Here is a 19,693-nt window from a genome sequence, read left to right as displayed (position 1 = left end):
TCAGGCTGATTGATGACATTCGACTATGATCTTTTCGTAATTGGTGGGGGCTCTGGCGGGGTGCGCGCCGCCCGCGTTGCAGCAGGTTTGGGGGCCAAGGTGGCCTTGGCTGAGGATAGCCGCATGGGGGGCACCTGTGTGATCCGCGGATGCGTGCCAAAAAAACTGATGGTCTTTGCCTCCGAATATGCGCCGATGGCAGAAGATGCAGCGGCCTATGGGTGGGATATTTCACTGGGGGCATTTCATTGGCCGAATTTCCAGCGCAAATTATCCGCCGAGTTAGATCGCTTGGAAGGGGTTTATAACGGCCTGTTGGACAAATCAGGCGTCACTGTTTTTGCGCAGCGCGCCACGCTGTCGGATCCGCATTCCGTGCGCCTTGCCGATGGCACAATCAAATCCGCGAAACATATCTTGGTCGCCACGGGCGGTCGGCCCGTCCGCCCCGATGTAAAAGGCGCGGAATATGGCATTGTATCGGATGATATTTTCAACCTGCCGCAACTGCCGAAATCAATATTGATTGTGGGTGGTGGCTATATCGCGTGCGAGTTTGCCTGTATTCTCAACGGCCTTGGGGTTGAGGTCACGCAATATTATCGCGGCGCACAAATTCTGCGTGGCTTTGATGATGAGGCGCGTGGGCTGATTTGCGACCAGATGCGGGCCAATGGGATTTCTATCCATATGGGCACCGATGTGATCGGGATTGAGAAAACAGACACGGGCTTGCGTGTTGAGGCGACAAATGGCGAGACGCAAAGTTTCGATCAGGTGTTTTTTGCTACAGGCCGCCGCCCCAACACCGATGGGTTGGGGTTAGACGCCCTCGGCCTGGAATTGGGCCGTGGTGGTGAGATTGTGGTGGATCAATTCAGCCAAACCGCCGTGCCTTCGATTTATGCGATTGGGGATGTGACCAATCGAGTGAACCTGACCCCCGTTGCCATTCGCGAAGCGATGGCCTTTGTGGCGACAGTCTTTGAAGGCAAGAAGACGCCCGTGGATCATGACTTAATCCCCTCGGCGGTGTTCACGCAGCCTGAATTTGGCACTGTGGGCCTGTCTGAGGAAGAGGCCCGCGCGGCAGGCCCGATTGAGGTCTACGCGACATCTTTCAAAGCGATGCAATCCAGTTTTGCGGGGCGGTCTGATCGGGTGATGATGAAATTGGTGGTTTGCGCTGAAACGCGCCGCGTTTTGGGCTGTCACATTGTCGCCCCACAGGCGGGTGAGATGATACAATTGGCGGGTATTGCTGTGAAGATGGGCGCAACAAAGGAAGATTTTGACCGCGTCTGCGCCGTGCATCCCACCATGTCGGAGGAATTGGTGACACTGAAAACACCCGTCCGCGTGGCTTGAAAATCAGGCGCAAAGGCACATCTGTGACAAGACGGTGATGGCCCATGTGGTGCAGCGTGGCGCGGCAGGGCACAGATTTGACTGAATATGTAAGACGAGAGATCACAAGAGGATATAGCGCAGCATGGCTGGAAATAACGGCGGCCCTTGGGGCTCTGGCGGAAATCGCGGTGGCGATGATGATGGTCGCAATGGCGGCCCGCGCCGCCCTGAACAGGGCGGTGGGCAACAGATCCCCGAATTGGATGATTTGGTTCGCAAGGGCCAAGAGCAACTCCGCGTTTTGATGGGGGGGCGCGGTGGCGGCAATGGCGGCTTCGGCGGCGGCGCAGGCGGCGGTGGGTTTAAACCGACACGCAGCATGTTCCTGCTTGGCGCGGGCGCAGGCATCGTTGCTTGGTTCTTGGCGTCCTTTTACACGGTTCAGCCGTCTCAGCAGGGCGTTGAGACATTCTTTGGCAGTTTCTATCGCACCACGGGCGATGGCCCGCATTTGGCGCCTTGGCCGTTTGTGCGTGCCCAAGTGATCGAAGTCACCACGCAGCGCACCGAGGCGATTGGGTCTTCCCGTGCGGGCGAGGGCCTGATGCTGACCACGGATGAAAACATCGTTGATATTGATTTCCAAGTTGTTTGGAACATCAAAGACCCCGCAGAGTTCCTCTTTAACCTTCGAGATCCAGAGGTCACTGTGCGCTCGGTGTCCGAGGCCGCCATGCGCGAAGTTATCGCGCAATCCGAACTTTCGCCAATTCTAAACCGCGATCGCGGCGTGATTGCGGATCAGGTGCGGGATCTGATCCAAACCACGATGGATGGATATGATTCAGGCATCAATATCGTGCGTCTCAACCTTGACCGCGCTGACCCGCCCGCCGAGGTGATTGACGCCTTCCGTGACGTGCAAGCCGCAGAACAGGAACGCGACCGACTAGAGCGTCAGGCGGATGCCTATGCCAACCAAGCCCTCGCGGGCGCGCGCGGTGAAGCGGCGCAGCTACTAGAAGAGGCCGAAGGGTATCGCGCCCAAGTGGTCAATGAAGCCGAAGGTCAAGCAAGCCGTTTCTTGGCGGTTCTTCAAGAATATCGCGGGGCGCCCGAAGTGACACGCCGCCGTATCTATCTTGAAACCATGGAGCAGGTTCTGGGTGATGTGAACCTGATCGTCATGGATGAGAATGGCGGGGGGAATGGCGTTGTGCCGTATTTGCCGCTCAATGAATTGCGCAGAACTGAGCCCGCAGCAGGGGGGAATAACTGATGTCTCGTATTGCTTTCCTAATCCCCGTTGGCGTTCTCGCCGTTGCCGTGGCGTTCAGCTCATTGTTCATCGTGGATGAGCGTCAAAAGGCGCTTGTTCTGCAATTTGGTCAAATTCGTCAGGTCATCGAAGAGCCAGGGTTGAATGTCAAAGTGCCGTTCATCCAAGAGGTGGTGTATTATGACGACCGGATCCTGTCGCTTGACACCCAACCGATTGAGGTGACCCCGTCTGATGATCGCCGCTTGGTGGTTGATGCCTTTGCGCGCTATCGGATTTCAGATGTGGTTGCCTTCCGTCAGGCGATTGGCGCGGGCGGTCTGCGCGCGGCTGAGGCGCAGTTGCAAGATATTCTCAACCCACAGATCCGTGCTGTTTTGGGTGCTGATGGTGTGACATCAAACACCATTTTGTCTAGCGAGCGCGCAGAACTTATGGCGCGGATCACGGCGCAAGCGCGTGTCTTGGCCGAGCGTTTGGGTCTTGAGGTTCTGGATGTGCGCCTTAAGCGCACGGAATTGCCACAGCAAAACCTTGAAGCCACCTTCGCCCGTATGGAAGCCGAGCGGCAGCGCGAAGCCACCGATGAACGCGCCCGTGGTGCCGAGGCTGCACAGCGTGTCCGCGCCCAAGCCGACCGCACCGTGGTTGAGATCGTGTCAGAGGCCACCCGCGAAGCCGAAATCATCCGCGGTGAAGCGGATGGGGAACGGAACCGCATCTTTGCCGAGGCCTTCTCGCAGGATACGGAATTCTTTGAATTCTATCGTTCGATGAATGCCTATAGCCAAGCCCTGCGCACGGGGAATTCAACCTTCCTCTTGGCCCCTGATAGCGAATTCTTTGATTATTTGGGGTCTTCGCAGAGCCCGCGCTGATGCTGGGATTGTCGTGGGACATTATAATTGCAGGGCTTGGTATGGCCCTGCTGATCGAGGGGCTGGTCTTTGTGCTGGCCCCTTCGCGTTTGGAAAATCTGATTGCTTTTCTCGCGGCGATCCCCGTGGAAACACGCCGCCTCATCGGCTTTGGCGCGGTGTGTTTCGGGGTTATCATTCTGGCCTTTGCGGGAAGTTTGTAATTTACTTTCACGGCCTTGTGACGGGGGTGTGAGATAGGGTGATGGGGATGGTTCTTGAATAGCCTTGTGGGCGGCCAAATATTCATCTGACCCTATTGGTTATGACGGAACCTAACCGCAGCCCGTCTGGGCGTGGTTTGGGAGATGAAAAAGGAGTGTGCAGGTGAGACGCGATTATCAAACCACGGAATGGATGCGGCTAAGAGGTGCTGCGCGGGCGAATGCAATTGCCATCGCGCCACCGCAGGTCTCGCCTCTGCGCCAAGCGGCGCTATTGCTGGCTGCCGCACTTGTGGCGCTGGGGCTAATCACCCTGCAAAGCCCCGCGCAGGCGCAATCGGCGCGGCCTGACACATTCGCAGATTTGGTGGATCAAGTGGGCGATGCAGTGGTGAATATCACCACAACCTCAATCGTTGCCGCCCGCCAACAAGGGCCGCAGGGCATCCAACCCATGTTGCCACCTGGATCGCCATTTGAAGATTTCTTTAACGATTTCATGAACCGCAATGGCCAAGGGGGCCAAGCTCCCCGCCGTTCGCAGGCTTTGGGATCGGGGTTTGTGATCTCTGACGATGGGTTCATCGTCACCAATAATCACGTGATCGAAGGGGCCGATGAGATTTCGGTCGAATTCCGCACGGGCGAGGTCTTGCAGGCTGAATTAATCGGCACAGACCCCAACACCGATATCGCGCTTTTGAAGGTTGACCCTGAAAGCCCGCTCACCTCTGTCTCCTTTGGGGATAGTGACGCGCTGCGCGTGGGGGATTGGGTTATGGCCATGGGCAACCCGCTAGGGCAGGGGTTCTCTGTTTCGGTCGGTGTCGTATCGGCACGCGGGCGGGAATTGTCGGGGGCCTATGATGATTTCATCCAGACAGACGCTGCAATCAATCGCGGTAACTCGGGCGGGCCATTGTTCAACCTCGAGGGCGATGTCATCGGCGTGAACACTGCGATCCTGTCACCTAACGGTGGCTCGATTGGTATCGGGTTTTCTATGGCCTCTGCCGTGGTCAGCGATGTGGTTGATCAATTGCAGCAATTCGGCGAAACGCGCCGCGGATGGTTGGGCGTGCGCATTCAGGACGTGACCCAAGATATTGCCGATGGCCTGTCCTTGGAGGAGGCGCGCGGTGCATTGGTCACAGATGTGCCAGAAGGCCCCGCCCGTGATGCGGGTGTCGAGGTGGGCGATGTGATCCTCAGCTTTGATGGGCAGGATATTCAGGATACCCGCGAATTGGTGCGTGTTGTGGCCGCGGCCCCTGTTGGGGAAACGGTGGATATGGACGTTCTGCGCAGTGGTGCCGTTGAAACTCTCTCTGTCACCTTGGGGCGCCGCGAGACCGCGGATGCAGGCGGTGCGGGGCAGCCCGAACCGATTAAACCCGCATCCGTGGATGTGCTTGGCCTGCGCCTTGGCCCTATCACCGAAGAGGATCGTGCAGACCTCGCGGCACGGGGCCTGAGCGGTGTGCTGATTGAGGCGGTCGATCCAAGCTCGGACGCGGCGGCAAAGGGCCTTCAGGCGGGCGATATCGTGACCGAAGTTGCACAAATGCCGATTTCCACCCCGCAGGAATTCGACCAAATTGTTAGAGAGGCGCGTGATGCAGGGCAAAAATCTATTCTCTTACTGATCCGCCGCGCGGGGGATCCACGCTTTGTTGCTCTGACCCTGACGGATTAAGGCACCCCACCTAGCAGACACAGGCGCGGGCTGAATTTATCTTCGGCCCGCGCTATTTCTTTGCCCCAAGCGCAAGGGTTTGCTAGGGGAGGCGTGACCAGAATTTCGACTGCCCCAAGGAGGGCCAAACCCATGCGCCACTTGCCCGTTGCTTTGATCTTGACCGCCACCTTTCTTGCAGGGTGTCAACCGATGAGCATGCCCCCTGTGGAAGAGTTGAGCCCCCCCCAACAGGCTTTGGCGCAGGTGATCCCGCCGCGTGGTGGGGTGGTTATGGCCGCTTTCACAGATCCCGAACTGCAGCCGCAATATCTCACCGATGATTTGGTGCAGGCCTCGGCCCGTGCCGCTGCCTGCCATCAGGACGCCTATGGGGTGCCACTAGAGATAAGCGACGTCTTGCCAGTCCTCGCGGAACTTCCTGAGACCTTGGTCTATGAGAGCCAGATAGAGACCTTGCAAGCAGCACAGGTATCCGTATTGACCGGTCGCACTCCGGGCTCGCAGCGCGTGGATGTGACGTTATTGCGCGACGGGTATCGTTGGAAAATTGCTGACCTTTCGCATGACGGTAAATTACTGTCGGCTCAATTGGGTGCTCACTGTGATTTTATAGCCCGGGAGGCGGCTGCACTCGAGCGTGCGGCTGCCCAGTCGGAAGCTGAAGCAGACGCGTCAACTCAAGAGGCGCCGCCAGCGAGCTGAGGGCCTACATGGTCATCGATATCTTTGGGCCGCCCGTATCGCGATGAATTTTATCATTTCTGGCGATTTCTAATGTAATGGTAGCTTGATAAAATGGTCGCCGTTGTATGAATAACATTACCCTCGATTGCTGGCGCAATTGATTGATTTTACCTGCTGAGATATATTGTCCACGTGGACTAAATTATTTGGAGTGGCTTCCAATGGGGCGGCATGCAAGTTTAGCTCGTATCTGTGTACTGGCATCGCGTCTGGAGCGTATGGAGCAGGCTGCTGGGATAGGCAGCCTGTCTCATCTTGAGAGGAAGGTGTTAAGGGCAGCCTTTGCGGCATCCAATTCGGAAAATATATTTTCTCCGGTTGAGGTTCTTGAAATGTTGAGGGGAGAGGATGGTGTGTCTCGGAGTTCTTTTTTCCGTTCACTCAAAGCTTTGTGTGAAGGTGGTTACGTAACTAGGCTCGGAACGGACAAGAGAGCTGGGTACGCAATTTCGTTGCCAGATTGATATTATTATATTTTTGGTGGTAAATCTTCTCGCTCACTCTGAAGTTTTTGGCTACTTAATTATTTTCGCTTCACTAATTAATTATTCAAGACAAATTTTAAAAAAAATTTTTTGGTGCCCCCATTAAAAAGCCTTGAATTTTTCTTCCATTTATTGAATTGGTTTCAGGCAATTTATTTGGAGTATCAAAATGAATATAGATCTTGATAATCTTTCCTTAGCTGAACTCCGTGATTTGAATAAGCGCGTCAGTAAGGCTATCGATGGCTACGAAGACCGAATGAAGAGGGAGGCGCTAGCCAAACTTGAGAAGCAGGCTGCTGAGATGGGCTTTTCGCTTTCGGACTTATTGGGCGGGAAGCCAAGGAAGTCGGTATCCAAGGTGGCGCCAAAATACGTGAACCCGGACAATTCAGAGCAGACTTGGACTGGGCGTGGGCGCCAGCCAAAGTGGGTCGAGGCACACCTTGCCTCCGGCAAGTCACTTGACGGTTTGCTGATAAAGTAACCGAAGCGTTGTGTGGCCGGGCGCTGCTTGGCCACATGAGCGGCTATCCAGAAAGTGTTTCGCGGGTTATAATTCAACCCAGTGAGGCAAACTTTTGTGAGGTGGAGGCAATTGGCTATGAATTTTGACATCCTCACCAATGTTGCGCGGTTGCGCTATACGTTGGAAAAAATGGAGGCGTCAGTGGGCATTCACCAACTCACTGAGGCTGAGAAATATGTGCTCAGTGCCGCGGCATTGGCCGCAAAAGCGGACGGCTCGTTTTCGCTTCATGATTTAGAGGCGCAGGATTTGATTGCGGACATGCCCGTGAGCACGAAATTCCGCACGCTGCGTTGCCTGATCGATAAGGGCAAGCTGAAGCGCGCAGGCGCAGGTCGCAAGTCCGATTATATTATCGTGGCTTAATCTTTTAAGCTCCCGAGTAAGGCTGTGCGTATGCGCCATGCACTTATGACCGATCTTGTGGCCTTGGTCATGTGTTCGATCTTTTACGCGGTTGCCTTTGAGGCCGTATTTGTTGTCTCGGATAAATTGCAGCAGTCCGTGGTGCCTGGCATTATTTATGGCAGCGTGCTGTTCTTCCCGCATGGTGTTCGGGTGCTGGCGGCCTATTTATTTGGCTGGCGAAGCATCCTCTACCTTCTGCCTATCAGCGCGGTCTATGCGGGGCTTGGGGGTGATGCGGCCACGATCCTCGAAGGGCTTGTTCTGGCATTGGGGAGCCTCGTGGCCTGCGTTCTGGCCTTTGAGTTATTGAGCCGCTTTGACTTTATAGAGCGTAATTATCTCGCGGTTTCAATCGATTGGAAAAGTCTGGTTCTCGCCGGTGCGTTTGGTGCAATGATGAATGCGGCCCTGCATTACACTTTGGATGTAACAGACGCGCGGGCCTCTGGCGCTATTTTTGTCGGAGATGTGTTAGGTTTTGCAGCAGTGCTCTTAGTTTCGACGCTTTTCTTCAGATTGCTCCGCGAACTCTCCTGAGCCCATCTGCAACTGCGCTGATTGGCAAGCAGACTGCCCGTGGAAGTAAATTTTTGCACACCCAAACATAACTTATCCCCACTAGCAGTATAGCTCAGTCGTCACGCCTACTCGGCGGCAAAGTTTTTACGTTGTCTGTGTGCTGCAAGGCGCTCTAACTTTTCTGATAGTGCTTTATGAAGCCGCGGGTGTACAAAATCAGGTTCCAAGTTCGCCATCATACACACTTCTCGAAAGTCTCTCGACGGGTATTCTCCAATCCAGCGCCTGACGTCTTGAAACTCTCGATCTCTGCTGCTTTCGCTTGCTTGTAAATCCTGATTTGCCCTCCACAGGACGGCTTGCCACAGTCTCAATTCTGGAATCGGATCGCTCATTGCGTGAGGCTATCATGGGTATTTTTTCTATCAAGATGAAAGATAACTGCACGTCGACATAATTTGTAGACTTAGTCCCGAAGACTAAGCCACTGTTTTGATCCAGTTAATAAACGAGCGGGTATTTTGTGTCGGTGTTTTCCAGCTTGAGATGTAATATGCCGTACCAAAATTGTGGGCTAGATCTGCGAGTGGTCGAAGTGTTCCATCATTAATTGCGCCAGCAGTAATCGAGCGCCACCCTAGCATGAGGCCTCGGCCATCCAGAGCTGCTTGCATGGCTTGGACATAGTTATTGAATGAGTGCCCTGCCTGCTTGGGCGCTGGCATACCCTTGGCTGCAAGATAGGCCTCCCACCCGGCCCAGTGTTGTGTGTGCGGGTTTCGCACATGTATTAAGGGGGCGCTCCATATTGGAGTGCCACTTGCTCGCAGTGTATCGATGAGCTTAGGGACTCCCACGGGACAGACCACTTCATCAAACAGCTTTTCGTTGTGCCCGTCACGCCAATTCTGAGCCCCATAACGCAGGGCCAGATCGATATCTGGCGACAGTATTGGTAAGTCTGTGGGTGGCGCCTGGACGTTCACCGTTATTTCTGGGTGCAGCGCGTAAAACTGCGGGAGGCGCGGCATCAGCCAATAGGTTGCAACCCCCAGAGTGCAAGCGACTGTGATTTGCAGCTCACGTCCCGCTTGCGCTGCCCGAATGTCGCTGATGGTCGCGCGAATTTGGCTCAATCCCTCCCGCACAGAGCGCGCCAGTATCTCACCTTCTTCCGTCAAGCTTGCTGGTTTGCGGCGCCGATCCAATAGTGTGGTGCCAATATATTCCTCGAGTGTCTTTATCGCCTGACTGATCGCTGGCTGGCTCACGTTCATTTGTGCGGCAGTCTCGCGCATGGATCCGTGCCGGGCGAATGCCTCAAAGCAGACCAATAAGCGAAGTGGGGGGAAGTGATCCATAATATGATTATAACTCAAGACTTATGTTATATTCATATAAATCCATCTATAATTAAAAAATCAATGTGCAATTGTAATTTTTAATTATTGTAATCATCTGGACCAAAGTAATGCTTGACGGAAAATCCTCAGTCGTAATGGCAGTAGAGTTGGGGGATAGGGGCCTGTTGGTGACCCTGCCCAAGCGGGGCCGTCGCTACCTAAATTATTATTGGCTGCGCGACAATTGCCCTAGTTCCTTCAGCCCAATAACGCGTGAACGTAGTTTTGACATTTTTCATTTAGAGCAACCGCCACGAGCGAAAGCAGCCCGTATTGCTGATGGTATCCTGCAGGTTGAGTGGTTAGACGAGGATCACGTGACGCGCATGCCGCTGGACTGGATTGAAACTTATGCAATTGGCAAGCCCCGCCCAGATCCAGCCGACCTCAAGCGTGAGGCTTGGTACAGCGATCACTACCCCAATGTTCCGCGTTTTGCGCAACCGGATCTCCTTGCAGACACTGGACAGCGATCAGCGTGGATTGAGGCCATGCTCGTCCATGGCTTTACGATAGTCACAGACATGCCCGACAGTGACGAGGGATTGACCCAGACTGCTGAGTTGATGGGGTATGTTCGCCCGACATTCTTCGGCACTTATTTTGATGTGCGCACTCACATCAATCCAACCAACACCGCCTACACCTCGGCTGCGCTCGAGCTACACACAGACACACCCGCAGAGGAGTTTGCGCCGGGCATTCAGTTTCTTCACTGTCGTGTCAACACAGTTGAGGGAGGGCAGAGCCTTTACTCTGACGGCGTGGCAGTGGCTAATGATTTCCGGCTGCGAGACCCACGGGGGTTTGAGCTCCTCTCAACGATCTCAATTCCGTTCTTCTGTGAACACGATCACTATGATGCACGCTCACGCCAGACTGTGATTGAACTCGACAATCATGGCGAGGTGTCGGGTCTCACAATTAGCCAGCACATGGCAGATATTTTTGACCTCGATCAGACGCTGTTGGACGAGTATTACCCCGCCTTCTGCCGGTTTGGCCGTATGCTCCAAGAGGACAAGTATATGATGCGCTTCATGATGAAGGGTGGCGAGTGCCTGGTGTTCGATAATCACCGAATTGTTCACGGGCGCGCGGCCTATTCAGCAACGAGTGGAGATCGCTATCTGCGCGGTTGCTACGTTGATCGCGGGGAAATGCGCTCGACATATCGCGCATTGGTCAGTGAGGGGCGGTTCAAGTCATGATGGACGAACATGAAATTACCCTGCGCGCAGAATTAGCCGATGCATTTCGAATTTGTCACGCTCTCGGCTGGAGCGAAAGTGTCGGTAACCACTTCAGCGCAGCGCTAGACCCGGATGGCAAAGTCTTTCTTCTAAATCCCCGTTGGCAGCACTTTGCAACAATCAGTCCCGAGGATCTCTTGACCTTGAACTCAGGTGACCCATCCGTCATGACGCGGGATAATGCGCCCGACGCGTCTGCTTGGTGTATTCATGGGACAATCCACCGGCGACTGCCGAGCGCGCGTGTGGTGTTGCACGTGCACTCGCCATATGCGACTGCCTTGGCCTGCCTTGAAGACCCCACACTCTGGCCGATTGACAATAACACTGCACGCTTCTTCGGCCGGGTCGCGTACGACCTGCACTTTGGTGGCATTGCGGACGCGCTAGAGGAAGGCGAAAGGATTGCAGGGGCACTGTCTGATAAATCAGTGCTCGTGATGGGCAACCACGGCGTCACTGTCGCGGGACCTACCGTTGCCGATGCGTTTGAGGATCTTTATTTTTTCGAGCGTGCGGCCCAGACCCTCATGCTGGCCTATGCAGCTGGACGCCCCCTGGCGGTGCTAGAGGATAAAGTGGCGAGGGACACCGCAGAGGGTTGGGTGGCCTATCGTGGTATGGCGGCACGCCACTTTAACCATCTGAGGACTGCCTATGGGCTAGCAAATAACGCTGGCTAGACAATAGCCGTCTCAGAGGTTTGAAAATACCAAGTAAATTGCTGCTGAAATTAAGGCAGCAGATGGGACTGTTATCACCCATGCGGCGATAATCGTCATGAAGTGTGACCGGCGTACCAGCTTGCGGCGCTTCTTCTCCTCGCGCCCCGGCAGGTCAGATTTTGATAGACCAATCTGTAGTCTCTGGCGCCGCCGATCTGCATCCCACTCGCGGAAGAAGCCCACTCCGAAGACACCACCAACCGCTATGTGAGTTGAGCTTACTGGTAGCCCGAGCCAGCTGGCCACGATAACCGTAATTGCCGCTGAGAGGGCCACGCAGTAGGCCCGCATTGGGTTAAGTTTCGTGATTTGATTGCCGACCATGTGGATCAGCTTGGGGCCAAATAGGAACAAGCCAAATGAGATCCCGAGCGCCCCAATAATCATGACCCAAAGGGGAATGGCTGCGGTACTTTCCACCATACCGGATTGCGAGGCCTGCACAATGGCAGCAAGCGGGCCCACGGCATTGGCCACGTCGTTTGCGCCATGTGCGAAACTCAACAATGCCGCGGAGACGAGTAGCGGTATACGGAACAATACCTTGAGCGACTTATTTCTATTTTCCAATCCCTCGGATTGTTTCTTGATCACTGGAAACATTAGGATTGTGACCAAGATGCCCGCTGCCACTCCGATACCGAGCGCTGTGGTGAGATCAATCTTCACTAACTTCTTGATGCCCTTGAGCGCCAAGTAAGTGGCAAATGCACCGGCCATGATTCCAAGTAAAATCGGGACCCACTTTCGAGCCGCCTGAATTTTATCTTCCTGATAGATGATCCGAGACTTGATCAGCGCCAAAAAGCCCGCCGCGATGACGCCACCCAACACGGGTGAGATGACCCAACTCGCCGCGATCGCACTCATGGTGGGCCAATTAACGCTGGCCAACCCCGCGGCGGCGATGCCCGCGCCCATGACTCCGCCCACAACTGAGTGAGTGGTGGACACTGGCGCGCCAATCCAAGTCGCTAAGTTAACCCACAGGGCAGAGGCCAATAGGGCGGCAAGCATAGCCCAGATGAAACTCTGTGTGTTAGAAAGTGCGGATTGGTCAATAATGCCCTTCGCAATGGTCGAGACCACATCTCCGCCCGCAATCAATGCGCCCGCGCTCTCGAATACAACGGCAATCGCGATTGCGCCGGCCATTGTAATTGCCTTTGCACCTACGGCTGGCCCCATATTATTTGCGACGTCGTTGGCTCCAATGTTGAGTGCCATGTAGGCACCAAAAATTGCTGCCAACACAATTAAGAAGCCGCCATTGGATAAGCCGAACATTGTGGCACTGGCTAAACCGGCTATCGCAATGAAAACAAACGCAAGGCTGGGGCCAACAATTGGGCGTGAAACATAATTAGACGCAACTTCAATTGCAGAAAGACGGTCGAGGTCACGGTCGAGGGTCTCCAAGTGCCGTGGATCAAACTGATTTTGTGCCATATCTCTCTCCAAGGCCGTGAAGTTCGTCAGCGCCCCGAGGGTGTATCTTTTCCTGCTATCGCTGTCGAGAAATCTAAGATCATCTTTTTTAATTCGGGTTCCGAAACTTTTTTGGCTGCCTTCTTCGGGGTGAACCACTTACGTTTACGCTGGCTTTTCTCGGGGTAGTTTTTTGTGATCTTCGATACCTCGCAGGGATACACAAAAGTCGTGACGGGCAGGGCCAGGCCACTCGCCATTTTCTTGCGATAGCGATATTGTCCGAGCGGTTCGCTTTCAATTTGAGCAATAGCCACGCCGGCCTCCTCCCAAGCTTCCTGCTTTGCGGCGGGGGACCCGTGCTTGCCCGGCATTGGCCAGCCCTTCGGAATAATCCAGCGCTTTGTGCCGCGGCTCGTAACCAGAAGGATCTGTAATTTCCCTTTTTTGTGGCGATAGCACAGTGCGCCGACTTGAACCCACTCGGGGCGCTGCACCAACAGCTTAAGGCTCTCTTCAACGATTTTTGGAATAAAATTTTTCATGCGGTGCGGATGCCGCCTCTCTGCCGAAGGTGCTTTTGAGCCTCAATGATATTTTGTAGTGTGGATTAGATCCAATAGCCAGCTCAGGGCCCAATATTGTCATGATGACTAAATCGGCCCTCTAGTTGTAGACGATCTGATGTGTTTTGTGCGCGGCAATAAACTCCCAGTCGTAAGCCACGCCAAGCCCCACGCCATCAGGTAATTGGACCATGCCGTTTTCGTCAATGCAGTCCAGTTGGTCAGTGTAGCCGCATTCATACACTGGCGGCACTGCATTTGGGCAGTCAGGCCCCACCAGGGCCACCTCGTAGAAATTTGAGTTACGACTGCGGGCGATCATGTGGCGATGCGCGGGCCCACAGGCATGCACCTCGACATCCACGCCGAAACTTTCGGCCATATTATGAATTTTAAGGCAGCCCGTGATCCCCATGTCATATTCGGGATCAGAGCGCAGGAAGTCAGTGCCGCCCGCAATTAAGAAGTCAGCTTTGGGTTCAACGCCACGCACGTGTTCAGTTTGTAGCAACGGAGTGCGCAACATTTCGCGTAATTTCTTGTGGGCAAAAGCTGAGACGCCGCTGTCGCGGTAGGGATCTTCAAGCCAAAAGTAATTGGCCTCGTCGCAGGCCTTCCCGACGTAGAGCGTGTCCGCGAAGTTGCGCAACTGACAGGCTGGGTCGAGCATCAGCGTCATCTCATCCCCAACAGCCTTACGCACGTGAAGCACTAACTCTGCCTCCTCTCGGGCATTGCCATCGTGCCAGCCGTGGATTTTAAAGGCGCGATATCCCATTTCCTTGCAAGCCAAGGCGAAGTCACCGTAGGCCTCCTTGCGGTCTAGCCCACCACTGCGGTCGCCGTGGTAGGTGCTCGCATAGGCGGGGAATTCCCGCCGGTGGCTACCGAGTAGTGTGGCTATCGAGCAGCCCAGTGCTTTTCCCTGCCAATCCCAGAGGGCAATATCAAGCGGCCCATGCCCCATGTGATCAAACTGGCGAGCCTCACGCTTGAGGTCGTCGTATATACCCTCACGCTCCTCCGCGTCGCGTCCAATAAGCATTGGTGCCAGCATCTGCATTTGTCCAAAAACAGAGAGTGACGCCCCCCAGTTCGCGACGTAGCTTCCAATGCAGCCATCATCTGTCTCGACTTCAACGGCGTATTTTTTGATTGGCGTGGACGCGCCGGATCGGTAGTGAAGCCCGCCGATTGAACTGCCCCCGGCAGATGGTGCCAGATTTGCGGCCTCGAATTCAAACTCAGTGAGGGTGACGCGCGTAATCTTTGTCATTGGAAAATTTCCTAATTCAATTGATTGATGAGCGGCCGGCCCTCAGCCAGGCGCGCGATGTTGTCTGCAATTGTAGCCTGTCGCCGCGCTATGGTGCCGCTTGTCCATCCCGACATGTGCGGCGTCATAACTATGTTTGGCAGCTCCTCGAAGCGGCGTGTCGCGGGGCGGTGTGGTGTGGAGGTATCCGTCGGATAACTGTACCAAGTATCTATGATTGCGCCGCCAATTGTCTTGTCCGCGAGGGCGTCATATAGCGCGTCTTCATCTACCACGCCGCCACGACCCACGTTCAGGAAGACGCAGTGGCGCTGCATGGCGGTGAAGGCTGAGCCGTCAATCAATGAGACTGTGGAGGGCGTGAGCGGGAGCGTGTTGACGACAATGTCAACCGCGCTCAGCATATTGTTGAGTTCGTCTAGACCGTAAACGGCGGTATAGCGTTCGCCCGTGACAGGGCTTCGATTGGCAACGTGTACCGCCATGCCAAAGGCTGCCGCCCGCTCCGCGACGGCCTGCCCGATGTGGCCATGGCCAATGATCCCAATGCTCTGAGCACCCAGTTCGGTTCGCAGAGCCGTGGGGCCCGCGCCCGCCCAAAAATTCCAGGTGCCCGCTCTCAATTGAGCGTCTGCCGTCGCTAGGGGGACGTGACGGGAGAGGAGGGCAGACATTACATATTCTGCAATCGCATTCTCGTGGCCAAAGGCGTTACACACTTTGCAGGTGGCCGGAAGAGCGTCAAATGCCACCTGGTCGTATCCTGCTGCGGGTAGCTGGAATAGTTGCGCATTTCGAGCTGTGACGGGGGACTTGAAGTGGACACCCACTACAACGTCTGCTGCGTTAAGTGCATCCTGAGCAATTCGATCAACCGCGTCCGGTACGCTGGTGATCTCATGGGGGGGCGCTAACAGGTCAGACAATCCCGGTAGAAAGGTTGTGGCATTTGCACCGTAGAAGACAATTTTCATGGCCTCAATGTCTCGTCAGATTGCTGCGTGTTCACTCACCCATAAGATATTGATCAAACGGATAGGTCGAGAGATTTTCGTAGCCGCACTCAGTGATGACGACCTGGTCCTCCAACTTGATCGAGAAATCCTGTCCCACTTCGCTCACCAGTACCTCCACGCAGAGCGTCATGCCGGGCTGCAGAATGTAGTCGAATGCCCCGGCGACCTCCTGGTCGGAATAAGCCACCAACGGCCACTCGTCGCACAGTCCGACGCCGTGCATCAGGCATCCATATTTCTGGGCTTGGTATTTGTCTGCGAGCCGGTGCGACTTGGCCACGAGCTCTGGGATGCTGATGCCGGGCCGCAGCAAGCTCATGTTGGTCATCATGTGCTCCTGGGCGTGCCGCATTGCGTCCAACATGTCTGGTCGAGGGCGCTGATCGCCCACCCACCAAGTCCGGCTCATGTCAGTGCATATGCCATAACTGCCGATGAGGTCAGTGTCGAAGGCTATGATCTCATTATTTTGCACGATCCGTCCACCGCACTCCTGAAACCATGGATTGGTGCGCGGGCCCGAGGTGAGGAGGCGTGTCTCGATCCACTCACCCCCTCGGCGAATGTTTTCAGCGTGCAGCACCGCCCATATGTCGTCTTCTGAAACTCCGCCGCGCGGCACCTCGGTCCGGGCAAAGTCCTCCATCTTCTGCATGGCGGTCTCGCAGGCGTGGACCGAACAGCGCATGGCCCGTATCTCGTCCGGCCCCTTAATTGAGCGTGCCTTCTCAGTCAGCTCCTCGCCCTCCATGATTTCTAAGCCCTGCGCCTCGAGCGCGCGGAGCCCGTGGATCATGATTTTGTCAACGGCGAGGCGGTTATTTTGGCCGGCGTGCTCCTCAATAAGGATCCTCACTTCATTGGAGAATTGATCCGCGGCCACGTCAATTTTGTCGCCGCGGTCGAAATAGAAGAGATCAGCCCCGGACCGGACCTCGCGCACTAGGGGATTGAACTGTGATAGGAATGGGGCGTTCTTATAGTCCCACATGACCATATACCCGTCCGCACAGAGCAGGACTGCGCGGAATGGGTTGTGGGTGTTCCACAGCTGCATGTTGGTGCTGTCAGTCGCATAGCGAATATTGAGGGGGTCAAAGAGCAAGAGGCCGGCGTAGCCGCGCGCCTGAATTGCGTGCGTCAGGCGAGCCCAACGAAACCGTCGCATCTCCTGCAAATCAGGCAGGGCGAGACCCGCATCGGCCCACTCTGCATAGGCAAGCTGGGTCGGCCCAATTTCAATGCGATCTTGATCATTGGGGGTATTGTCGCCGGTGACGGCGCCGCGACTGGGGTCAATCTTGCGACTGTCTCGAAAGTGGTTGTTCATGGCACTCCTCCCACCACCAGCGTGGTGAAGGTTCGTCAATTGAACGCGCCGATTTGCGACGGCAGCATCGGCGTAGATGCCGCTTTTGTTGTCTGAGTGCGCGCTGCGCAGTGTGCCTGGGCACTAGCCATCGCCTGATCGAAGGCTTCTCATTTGACGGGCTTCGGCAGTTCTATTACTACCCCTTGTAGGAACTCCAGAGCGTCATCGTGCGCTCAACGTCACGTGGCACCTCTCGCCAAAAGGCAGCCGTGACCACCAATTTTCTAGGGGTCTCGCTGAATTGCGTGCTCAATGCGCCTGCCCAAGTTCATCGCAATTTGCGTCCCAAATGCCACGCAATACTTATGGTTATCGGCCACGACTGCCGGAAGGTTTGTCGTATCGCTCAATGCCTTGTCGATCCCTGTGAGGCCCGCTCCGCCGCCCGTTAAAACGAGCCCATGCTCCTGAATGTCCCCCGCCAGGTCAGGTGGCGTCTGCTCTAGGAGTAGCATCACGGCCTCGCAGATATTGTTTACCAATGGTCGCAGTGCCTCGGCCATGTCTGCCTGCGTGACCTCGATCTCTTCCGGGAGGCCGCTGACGCCGTGGCGGCCGCGCACTTTTGTCTTCCTCCCGACGCCGTCACTGGGGGGGGTGGCGGTCCCGATCTCGAACTTCAGCATTTCACATGTGGCCAGGCCGACGTTGAGGTTATATTTCTTTTTCAGGAATGCCGCTATCGCCGCGTCGAAGTGGTCGCCACCAACTCGGATGGATTGCGCCACGACAATGCCCCCGAGGGACAGCACCGCGACCTCGGTCGTGCCGCCGCCAATGTCTACGATCATGGAGCCAGTGGGCTCTAAAACTGGCATTCCGGCGCCCAGTGCGGCCGCCATTGGCTCCTCGACAAGGCCAACACGGCGGCCACCAGCAGCCTCAATGGATGCCTTGATCGCGCGCTTCTCCACCGGGGTGGCGCCATATGGCACGCACACGAACACAACCGGCTTTCTGAAGGCAAAATTATTCAGGACCTTTTTGAAGAAGGCAGAAATCATGTCCTGGGCCGCGTCGAAATCCGCAATCACGCCATCGGACAGGGGGCGGATGGCCAATATACTCTCCGGTGTCTTGCCCAGCATGAGTTTGGCGTCATCCCCAACCGCTAGGAGGCGTTTCTGACCGTTTTTCAACTGATAGGCGATCACCGAGGGCTCATCTAAGACGACGCCATTCTTGTTGTCGACGATGACGATGTTGGCAGTGCCGAGGTCAATGCTAATTTCATAAGCCAAGAATTCGCCTTCACCATTCAATTCCTGGCCTTTTGATGGCTCAGGCTAGTGCTCGACTGCGGTGACTCTGGAACAGCGGTGCATTCCAGTCTTCATTTTCTCCATAACTTTACAAAAATATTAATTGCAAGCAATCAATGATTTTCTGGGCTATGACTGTGCCTAAGCACTTTCCCAGACGTTGTGCTCTGCCTTCTCCAGGTATCGCGCCAAAATTGTGGGTGTGCGCCAGCCGCCCGCACGCATTATGGCGACGCTGTCGTGTCCCCTCCGGAGTAATTCCTGCGCGGCGCCCACGCGGAGCGAGTGCGCGCTAAAGTCACTCACGACCCAGGGGTCATACCCAGCCGCACGCGCGCTGGACTTGATGATGTTTTTCACGGTGGAGCCAGATAGCGGCCGATTGATAGCCACGCCACGGTAAATCGAGCAGAAGAGGGGAGCTATCTCGCCGCCGCGCCACTCTAGCCAGGCGCCCAAGAGACTGGCAGAGCGCGGCGACGTGAATGCAATGCGGCCTAGACCAGATTGATCCGTCTTGGATCGGCGCAGGATTACCTCCAGCGTGCCGTCCCGGCGCCAACTCACATCCTCGCTGCGCAGCGCGGTAATTTCTGACCGGCGCGCTAACAAGTCATAGCCGAGCGAGAGAAGTGCCCGATTGCGGAGCCCCCAGGGCGTGTCGGGCTGCACGTCTAGGAGTTTGTGTAGTGCGGTGAGACTGAGACCCCGAGCCTGCTTGGGCCGCGTCGGCCGCGCCCGAGCGATCCGGCGCAGGCACAATTCGACTTCTGGACTATTGGAGGGGTCAGACACTCCCGCCAGCGTGAAGACACGGCGGGCGCTGTAGACACGCCGCACGATAGTGCCATGGCACATGCCACGCTCCGCCTCATGCTCCAAGAAGTCACACACGTTCTCGGGTGACAGGGCATCCCAATTGAGGCCATGTCTCACGCACCAGTCGACTAGCGCGCGCATGTCGGTATAGTACGATTTAATCGTGGCGGGCGCGTATGCGCCGTTTAGGCGTTGAATGTGAGCTGTCCAAACATTCGAATCGGATTGTTGCATACGACATATATGGTCTAATTTGGATCTTAAGTGAAGTTTAAAATGATTACAGGTGACCAATTGAAAGCGGCAAGATCTGTCTCTGGCTTGTCAGTGCAGCAACTTTCCGATGTTACTGGGCTCGCTACAATGACGATCAAACGTTACGAAATGTCCACCGGTGTTCCAAAATCGCGAAAGGGACACCTAGAGCTTTTGAAGTCATTCTTCGAGGCCCGCGGAATTGAGTTCGTGGGCGCGCCCGA

At 55.5% G+C, this 19,693-nt stretch carries 20 protein-coding genes; 11 read left to right on the top strand and 9 right to left on the bottom strand.

What is annotated here, in order from left to right; all coding sequences use genetic code 11:
- Positions 1-12: 12 nt before the first annotated feature.
- The 9 genes from gorA (at position 13) to RYZ18_RS05970 (ending at position 8,112) form a co-directional block, all read left to right on the top strand.
- The gene (gorA, locus tag RYZ18_RS06010; protein ID WP_317655506.1) at positions 13-1,368 is read left to right on the top strand and encodes a glutathione-disulfide reductase; all 1,356 of its coding nucleotides are present in this window, start codon (positions 13-15) and stop codon (positions 1,366-1,368) included.
- 124 nt (positions 1,369-1,492) lie between these two features.
- Positions 1,493-2,629 carry an FtsH protease activity modulator HflK gene (gene hflK / locus RYZ18_RS06005; RefSeq protein WP_317655505.1) on the top strand — a complete coding sequence of 379 codons (1,137 nt, stop codon included), beginning with the start codon at positions 1,493-1,495 and terminating at the stop codon, positions 2,627-2,629.
- Complete coding sequence (gene hflC, locus RYZ18_RS06000; protein ID WP_317655504.1) at positions 2,629-3,507, top strand: protease modulator HflC; 879 nt, start codon at positions 2,629-2,631, stop codon at positions 3,505-3,507. Before hflK ends, hflC begins: the two co-directional genes overlap by 1 nt.
- Complete coding sequence (locus RYZ18_RS05995) at positions 3,507-3,710, top strand: DUF2065 domain-containing protein (RefSeq protein ID WP_317655503.1); 204 nt, start codon at positions 3,507-3,509, stop codon at positions 3,708-3,710. The genes hflC and RYZ18_RS05995 overlap by 1 nt, the downstream gene beginning before the upstream one ends.
- Before the next feature lie 193 nt (positions 3,711-3,903).
- Positions 3,904-5,406, top strand: a complete 1,503-nt coding sequence (locus RYZ18_RS05990) for a Do family serine endopeptidase (protein ID WP_317655835.1) — start codon at positions 3,904-3,906, stop codon at positions 5,404-5,406.
- Between the two features lie 132 nt (positions 5,407-5,538).
- Positions 5,539-6,111, top strand: coding sequence for a hypothetical protein (locus tag RYZ18_RS05985; RefSeq protein ID WP_317655502.1), 573 nt, complete (start codon positions 5,539-5,541; stop codon positions 6,109-6,111).
- Between the two features lie 696 nt (positions 6,112-6,807).
- Positions 6,808-7,125: an H-NS histone family protein gene (locus tag RYZ18_RS05980; protein WP_317655501.1), complete on the top strand. Its 318-nt coding sequence runs from the start codon at positions 6,808-6,810 to the stop codon at positions 7,123-7,125.
- A 117-nt stretch (positions 7,126-7,242) separates the two neighbouring features.
- Positions 7,243-7,533, top strand: a complete 291-nt coding sequence (locus RYZ18_RS05975; protein ID WP_317655500.1) for a hypothetical protein — start codon at positions 7,243-7,245, stop codon at positions 7,531-7,533.
- 30 nt (positions 7,534-7,563) lie between these two features.
- A complete protein-coding gene (locus RYZ18_RS05970; RefSeq protein ID WP_317655499.1) occupies positions 7,564-8,112 on the top strand; it encodes a hypothetical protein in 549 nt (182 codons plus the stop codon).
- Between the two features lie 107 nt (positions 8,113-8,219).
- Here the strand turns inward: RYZ18_RS05970 and RYZ18_RS05965 are convergent, their stop codons facing one another.
- Positions 8,220-8,489: a hypothetical protein gene (locus tag RYZ18_RS05965; RefSeq protein ID WP_317655498.1), complete on the bottom strand. Its 270-nt coding sequence runs from the start codon at positions 8,487-8,489 to the stop codon at positions 8,220-8,222.
- Positions 8,490-8,573: 84 nt separating this feature from the next.
- Positions 8,574-9,455 carry a LysR substrate-binding domain-containing protein gene (locus RYZ18_RS05960; protein ID WP_317655834.1) on the bottom strand — a complete coding sequence of 294 codons (882 nt, stop codon included), beginning with the start codon at positions 9,453-9,455 and terminating at the stop codon, positions 8,574-8,576.
- 170 nt (positions 9,456-9,625) lie between these two features.
- Between RYZ18_RS05960 and RYZ18_RS05955 the strand changes: the two genes are divergently transcribed.
- Both RYZ18_RS05955 and RYZ18_RS05950 read left to right on the top strand, forming a co-directional pair.
- Complete coding sequence (locus tag RYZ18_RS05955; protein WP_317655497.1) at positions 9,626-10,708, top strand: TauD/TfdA family dioxygenase; 1,083 nt, start codon at positions 9,626-9,628, stop codon at positions 10,706-10,708.
- The gene (locus RYZ18_RS05950; protein WP_317655496.1) at positions 10,705-11,433 is read left to right on the top strand and encodes a class II aldolase/adducin family protein; all 729 of its coding nucleotides are present in this window, start codon (positions 10,705-10,707) and stop codon (positions 11,431-11,433) included. The genes RYZ18_RS05955 and RYZ18_RS05950 overlap by 4 nt, the downstream gene beginning before the upstream one ends.
- Positions 11,434-11,445: 12 nt before the next feature.
- Here the strand turns inward: RYZ18_RS05950 and RYZ18_RS05945 are convergent, their stop codons facing one another.
- The 7 genes from RYZ18_RS05945 to RYZ18_RS14205 all read right to left on the bottom strand — a co-directional run bounded on the left by RYZ18_RS05945 (position 11,446) and on the right by RYZ18_RS14205 (position 19,448).
- Positions 11,446-12,924, bottom strand: a complete 1,479-nt coding sequence (locus tag RYZ18_RS05945; protein ID WP_317655494.1) for an inorganic phosphate transporter — start codon at positions 12,922-12,924, stop codon at positions 11,446-11,448.
- A 26-nt stretch (positions 12,925-12,950) separates the two neighbouring features.
- Positions 12,951-13,448 (bottom strand): NUDIX hydrolase, encoded by a 498-nt coding sequence (locus tag RYZ18_RS05940; protein ID WP_317655493.1) that lies wholly within the window; start codon positions 13,446-13,448, stop codon positions 12,951-12,953.
- Positions 13,449-13,569: 121 nt separating this feature from the next.
- Positions 13,570-14,745, bottom strand: a complete 1,176-nt coding sequence (locus RYZ18_RS05935) for an enolase C-terminal domain-like protein (RefSeq protein WP_317655492.1) — start codon at positions 14,743-14,745, stop codon at positions 13,570-13,572.
- 11 nt (positions 14,746-14,756) lie between these two features.
- Entirely contained in the window at positions 14,757-15,719 is a 963-nt protein-coding gene (locus tag RYZ18_RS05930; protein WP_317655490.1) for a 2-hydroxyacid dehydrogenase, read from the bottom strand.
- 31 nt (positions 15,720-15,750) lie between these two features.
- Positions 15,751-17,091: a dimethylsulfonioproprionate lyase DddP gene (gene dddP, locus RYZ18_RS05925; RefSeq protein ID WP_317655489.1), complete on the bottom strand. Its 1,341-nt coding sequence runs from the start codon at positions 17,089-17,091 to the stop codon at positions 15,751-15,753.
- Positions 17,092-17,357: 266 nt separating this feature from the next.
- The gene (locus RYZ18_RS05920; protein WP_411567078.1) at positions 17,358-18,395 is read right to left on the bottom strand and encodes a rod shape-determining protein; all 1,038 of its coding nucleotides are present in this window, start codon (positions 18,393-18,395) and stop codon (positions 17,358-17,360) included.
- A gap of 141 nt (positions 18,396-18,536) precedes the next feature.
- Positions 18,537-19,448, bottom strand: coding sequence for a tyrosine-type recombinase/integrase (locus RYZ18_RS14205; RefSeq protein WP_411567077.1), 912 nt, complete (start codon positions 19,446-19,448; stop codon positions 18,537-18,539).
- Between the last annotated feature and the right edge of the window lie 245 nt (positions 19,449-19,693).

The sequence above is a fragment of the Roseovarius sp. 10 genome (assembly GCF_033100315.1).
Lineage (GTDB): Bacteria > Pseudomonadota > Alphaproteobacteria > Rhodobacterales > Rhodobacteraceae > M30B80.
This window is presented reverse-complemented; position numbering and strand designations above follow the sequence as displayed.

Coding starts and splice junctions, on each gene's coding strand:
- RYZ18_RS05990 (WP_317655835.1), top strand. CDS start 3,904: ATGCGGCTAAGAGGTGCTGCGCGGGCGAATGCAATTGCCATCGCGCCA.
- hflC (WP_317655504.1), top strand. CDS start 2,629: ATGTCTCGTATTGCTTTCCTAATCCCCGTTGGCGTTCTCGCCGTTGCC.
- RYZ18_RS05985 (WP_317655502.1), top strand. CDS start 5,539: ATGCGCCACTTGCCCGTTGCTTTGATCTTGACCGCCACCTTTCTTGCA.
- RYZ18_RS05950 (WP_317655496.1), top strand. CDS start 10,705: ATGATGGACGAACATGAAATTACCCTGCGCGCAGAATTAGCCGATGCA.
- RYZ18_RS05980 (WP_317655501.1), top strand. CDS start 6,808: ATGAATATAGATCTTGATAATCTTTCCTTAGCTGAACTCCGTGATTTG.
- RYZ18_RS05940 (WP_317655493.1), bottom strand. CDS start 13,448: ATGAAAAATTTTATTCCAAAAATCGTTGAAGAGAGCCTTAAGCTGTTG.
- RYZ18_RS14205 (WP_411567077.1), bottom strand. CDS start 19,448: ATGCAACAATCCGATTCGAATGTTTGGACAGCTCACATTCAACGCCTA.
- RYZ18_RS05965 (WP_317655498.1), bottom strand. CDS start 8,489: ATGAGCGATCCGATTCCAGAATTGAGACTGTGGCAAGCCGTCCTGTGG.
- RYZ18_RS05935 (WP_317655492.1), bottom strand. CDS start 14,745: ATGACAAAGATTACGCGCGTCACCCTCACTGAGTTTGAATTCGAGGCC.
- RYZ18_RS05970 (WP_317655499.1), top strand. CDS start 7,564: ATGCGCCATGCACTTATGACCGATCTTGTGGCCTTGGTCATGTGTTCG.
- hflK (WP_317655505.1), top strand. CDS start 1,493: ATGGCTGGAAATAACGGCGGCCCTTGGGGCTCTGGCGGAAATCGCGGT.
- RYZ18_RS05975 (WP_317655500.1), top strand. CDS start 7,243: ATGAATTTTGACATCCTCACCAATGTTGCGCGGTTGCGCTATACGTTG.
- RYZ18_RS05930 (WP_317655490.1), bottom strand. CDS start 15,719: ATGAAAATTGTCTTCTACGGTGCAAATGCCACAACCTTTCTACCGGGA.
- RYZ18_RS05945 (WP_317655494.1), bottom strand. CDS start 12,924: ATGGCACAAAATCAGTTTGATCCACGGCACTTGGAGACCCTCGACCGT.
- gorA (WP_317655506.1), top strand. CDS start 13: ATGACATTCGACTATGATCTTTTCGTAATTGGTGGGGGCTCTGGCGGG.
- dddP (WP_317655489.1), bottom strand. CDS start 17,091: ATGAACAACCACTTTCGAGACAGTCGCAAGATTGACCCCAGTCGCGGC.
- RYZ18_RS05960 (WP_317655834.1), bottom strand. CDS start 9,455: ATGGATCACTTCCCCCCACTTCGCTTATTGGTCTGCTTTGAGGCATTC.
- RYZ18_RS05995 (WP_317655503.1), top strand. CDS start 3,507: ATGCTGGGATTGTCGTGGGACATTATAATTGCAGGGCTTGGTATGGCC.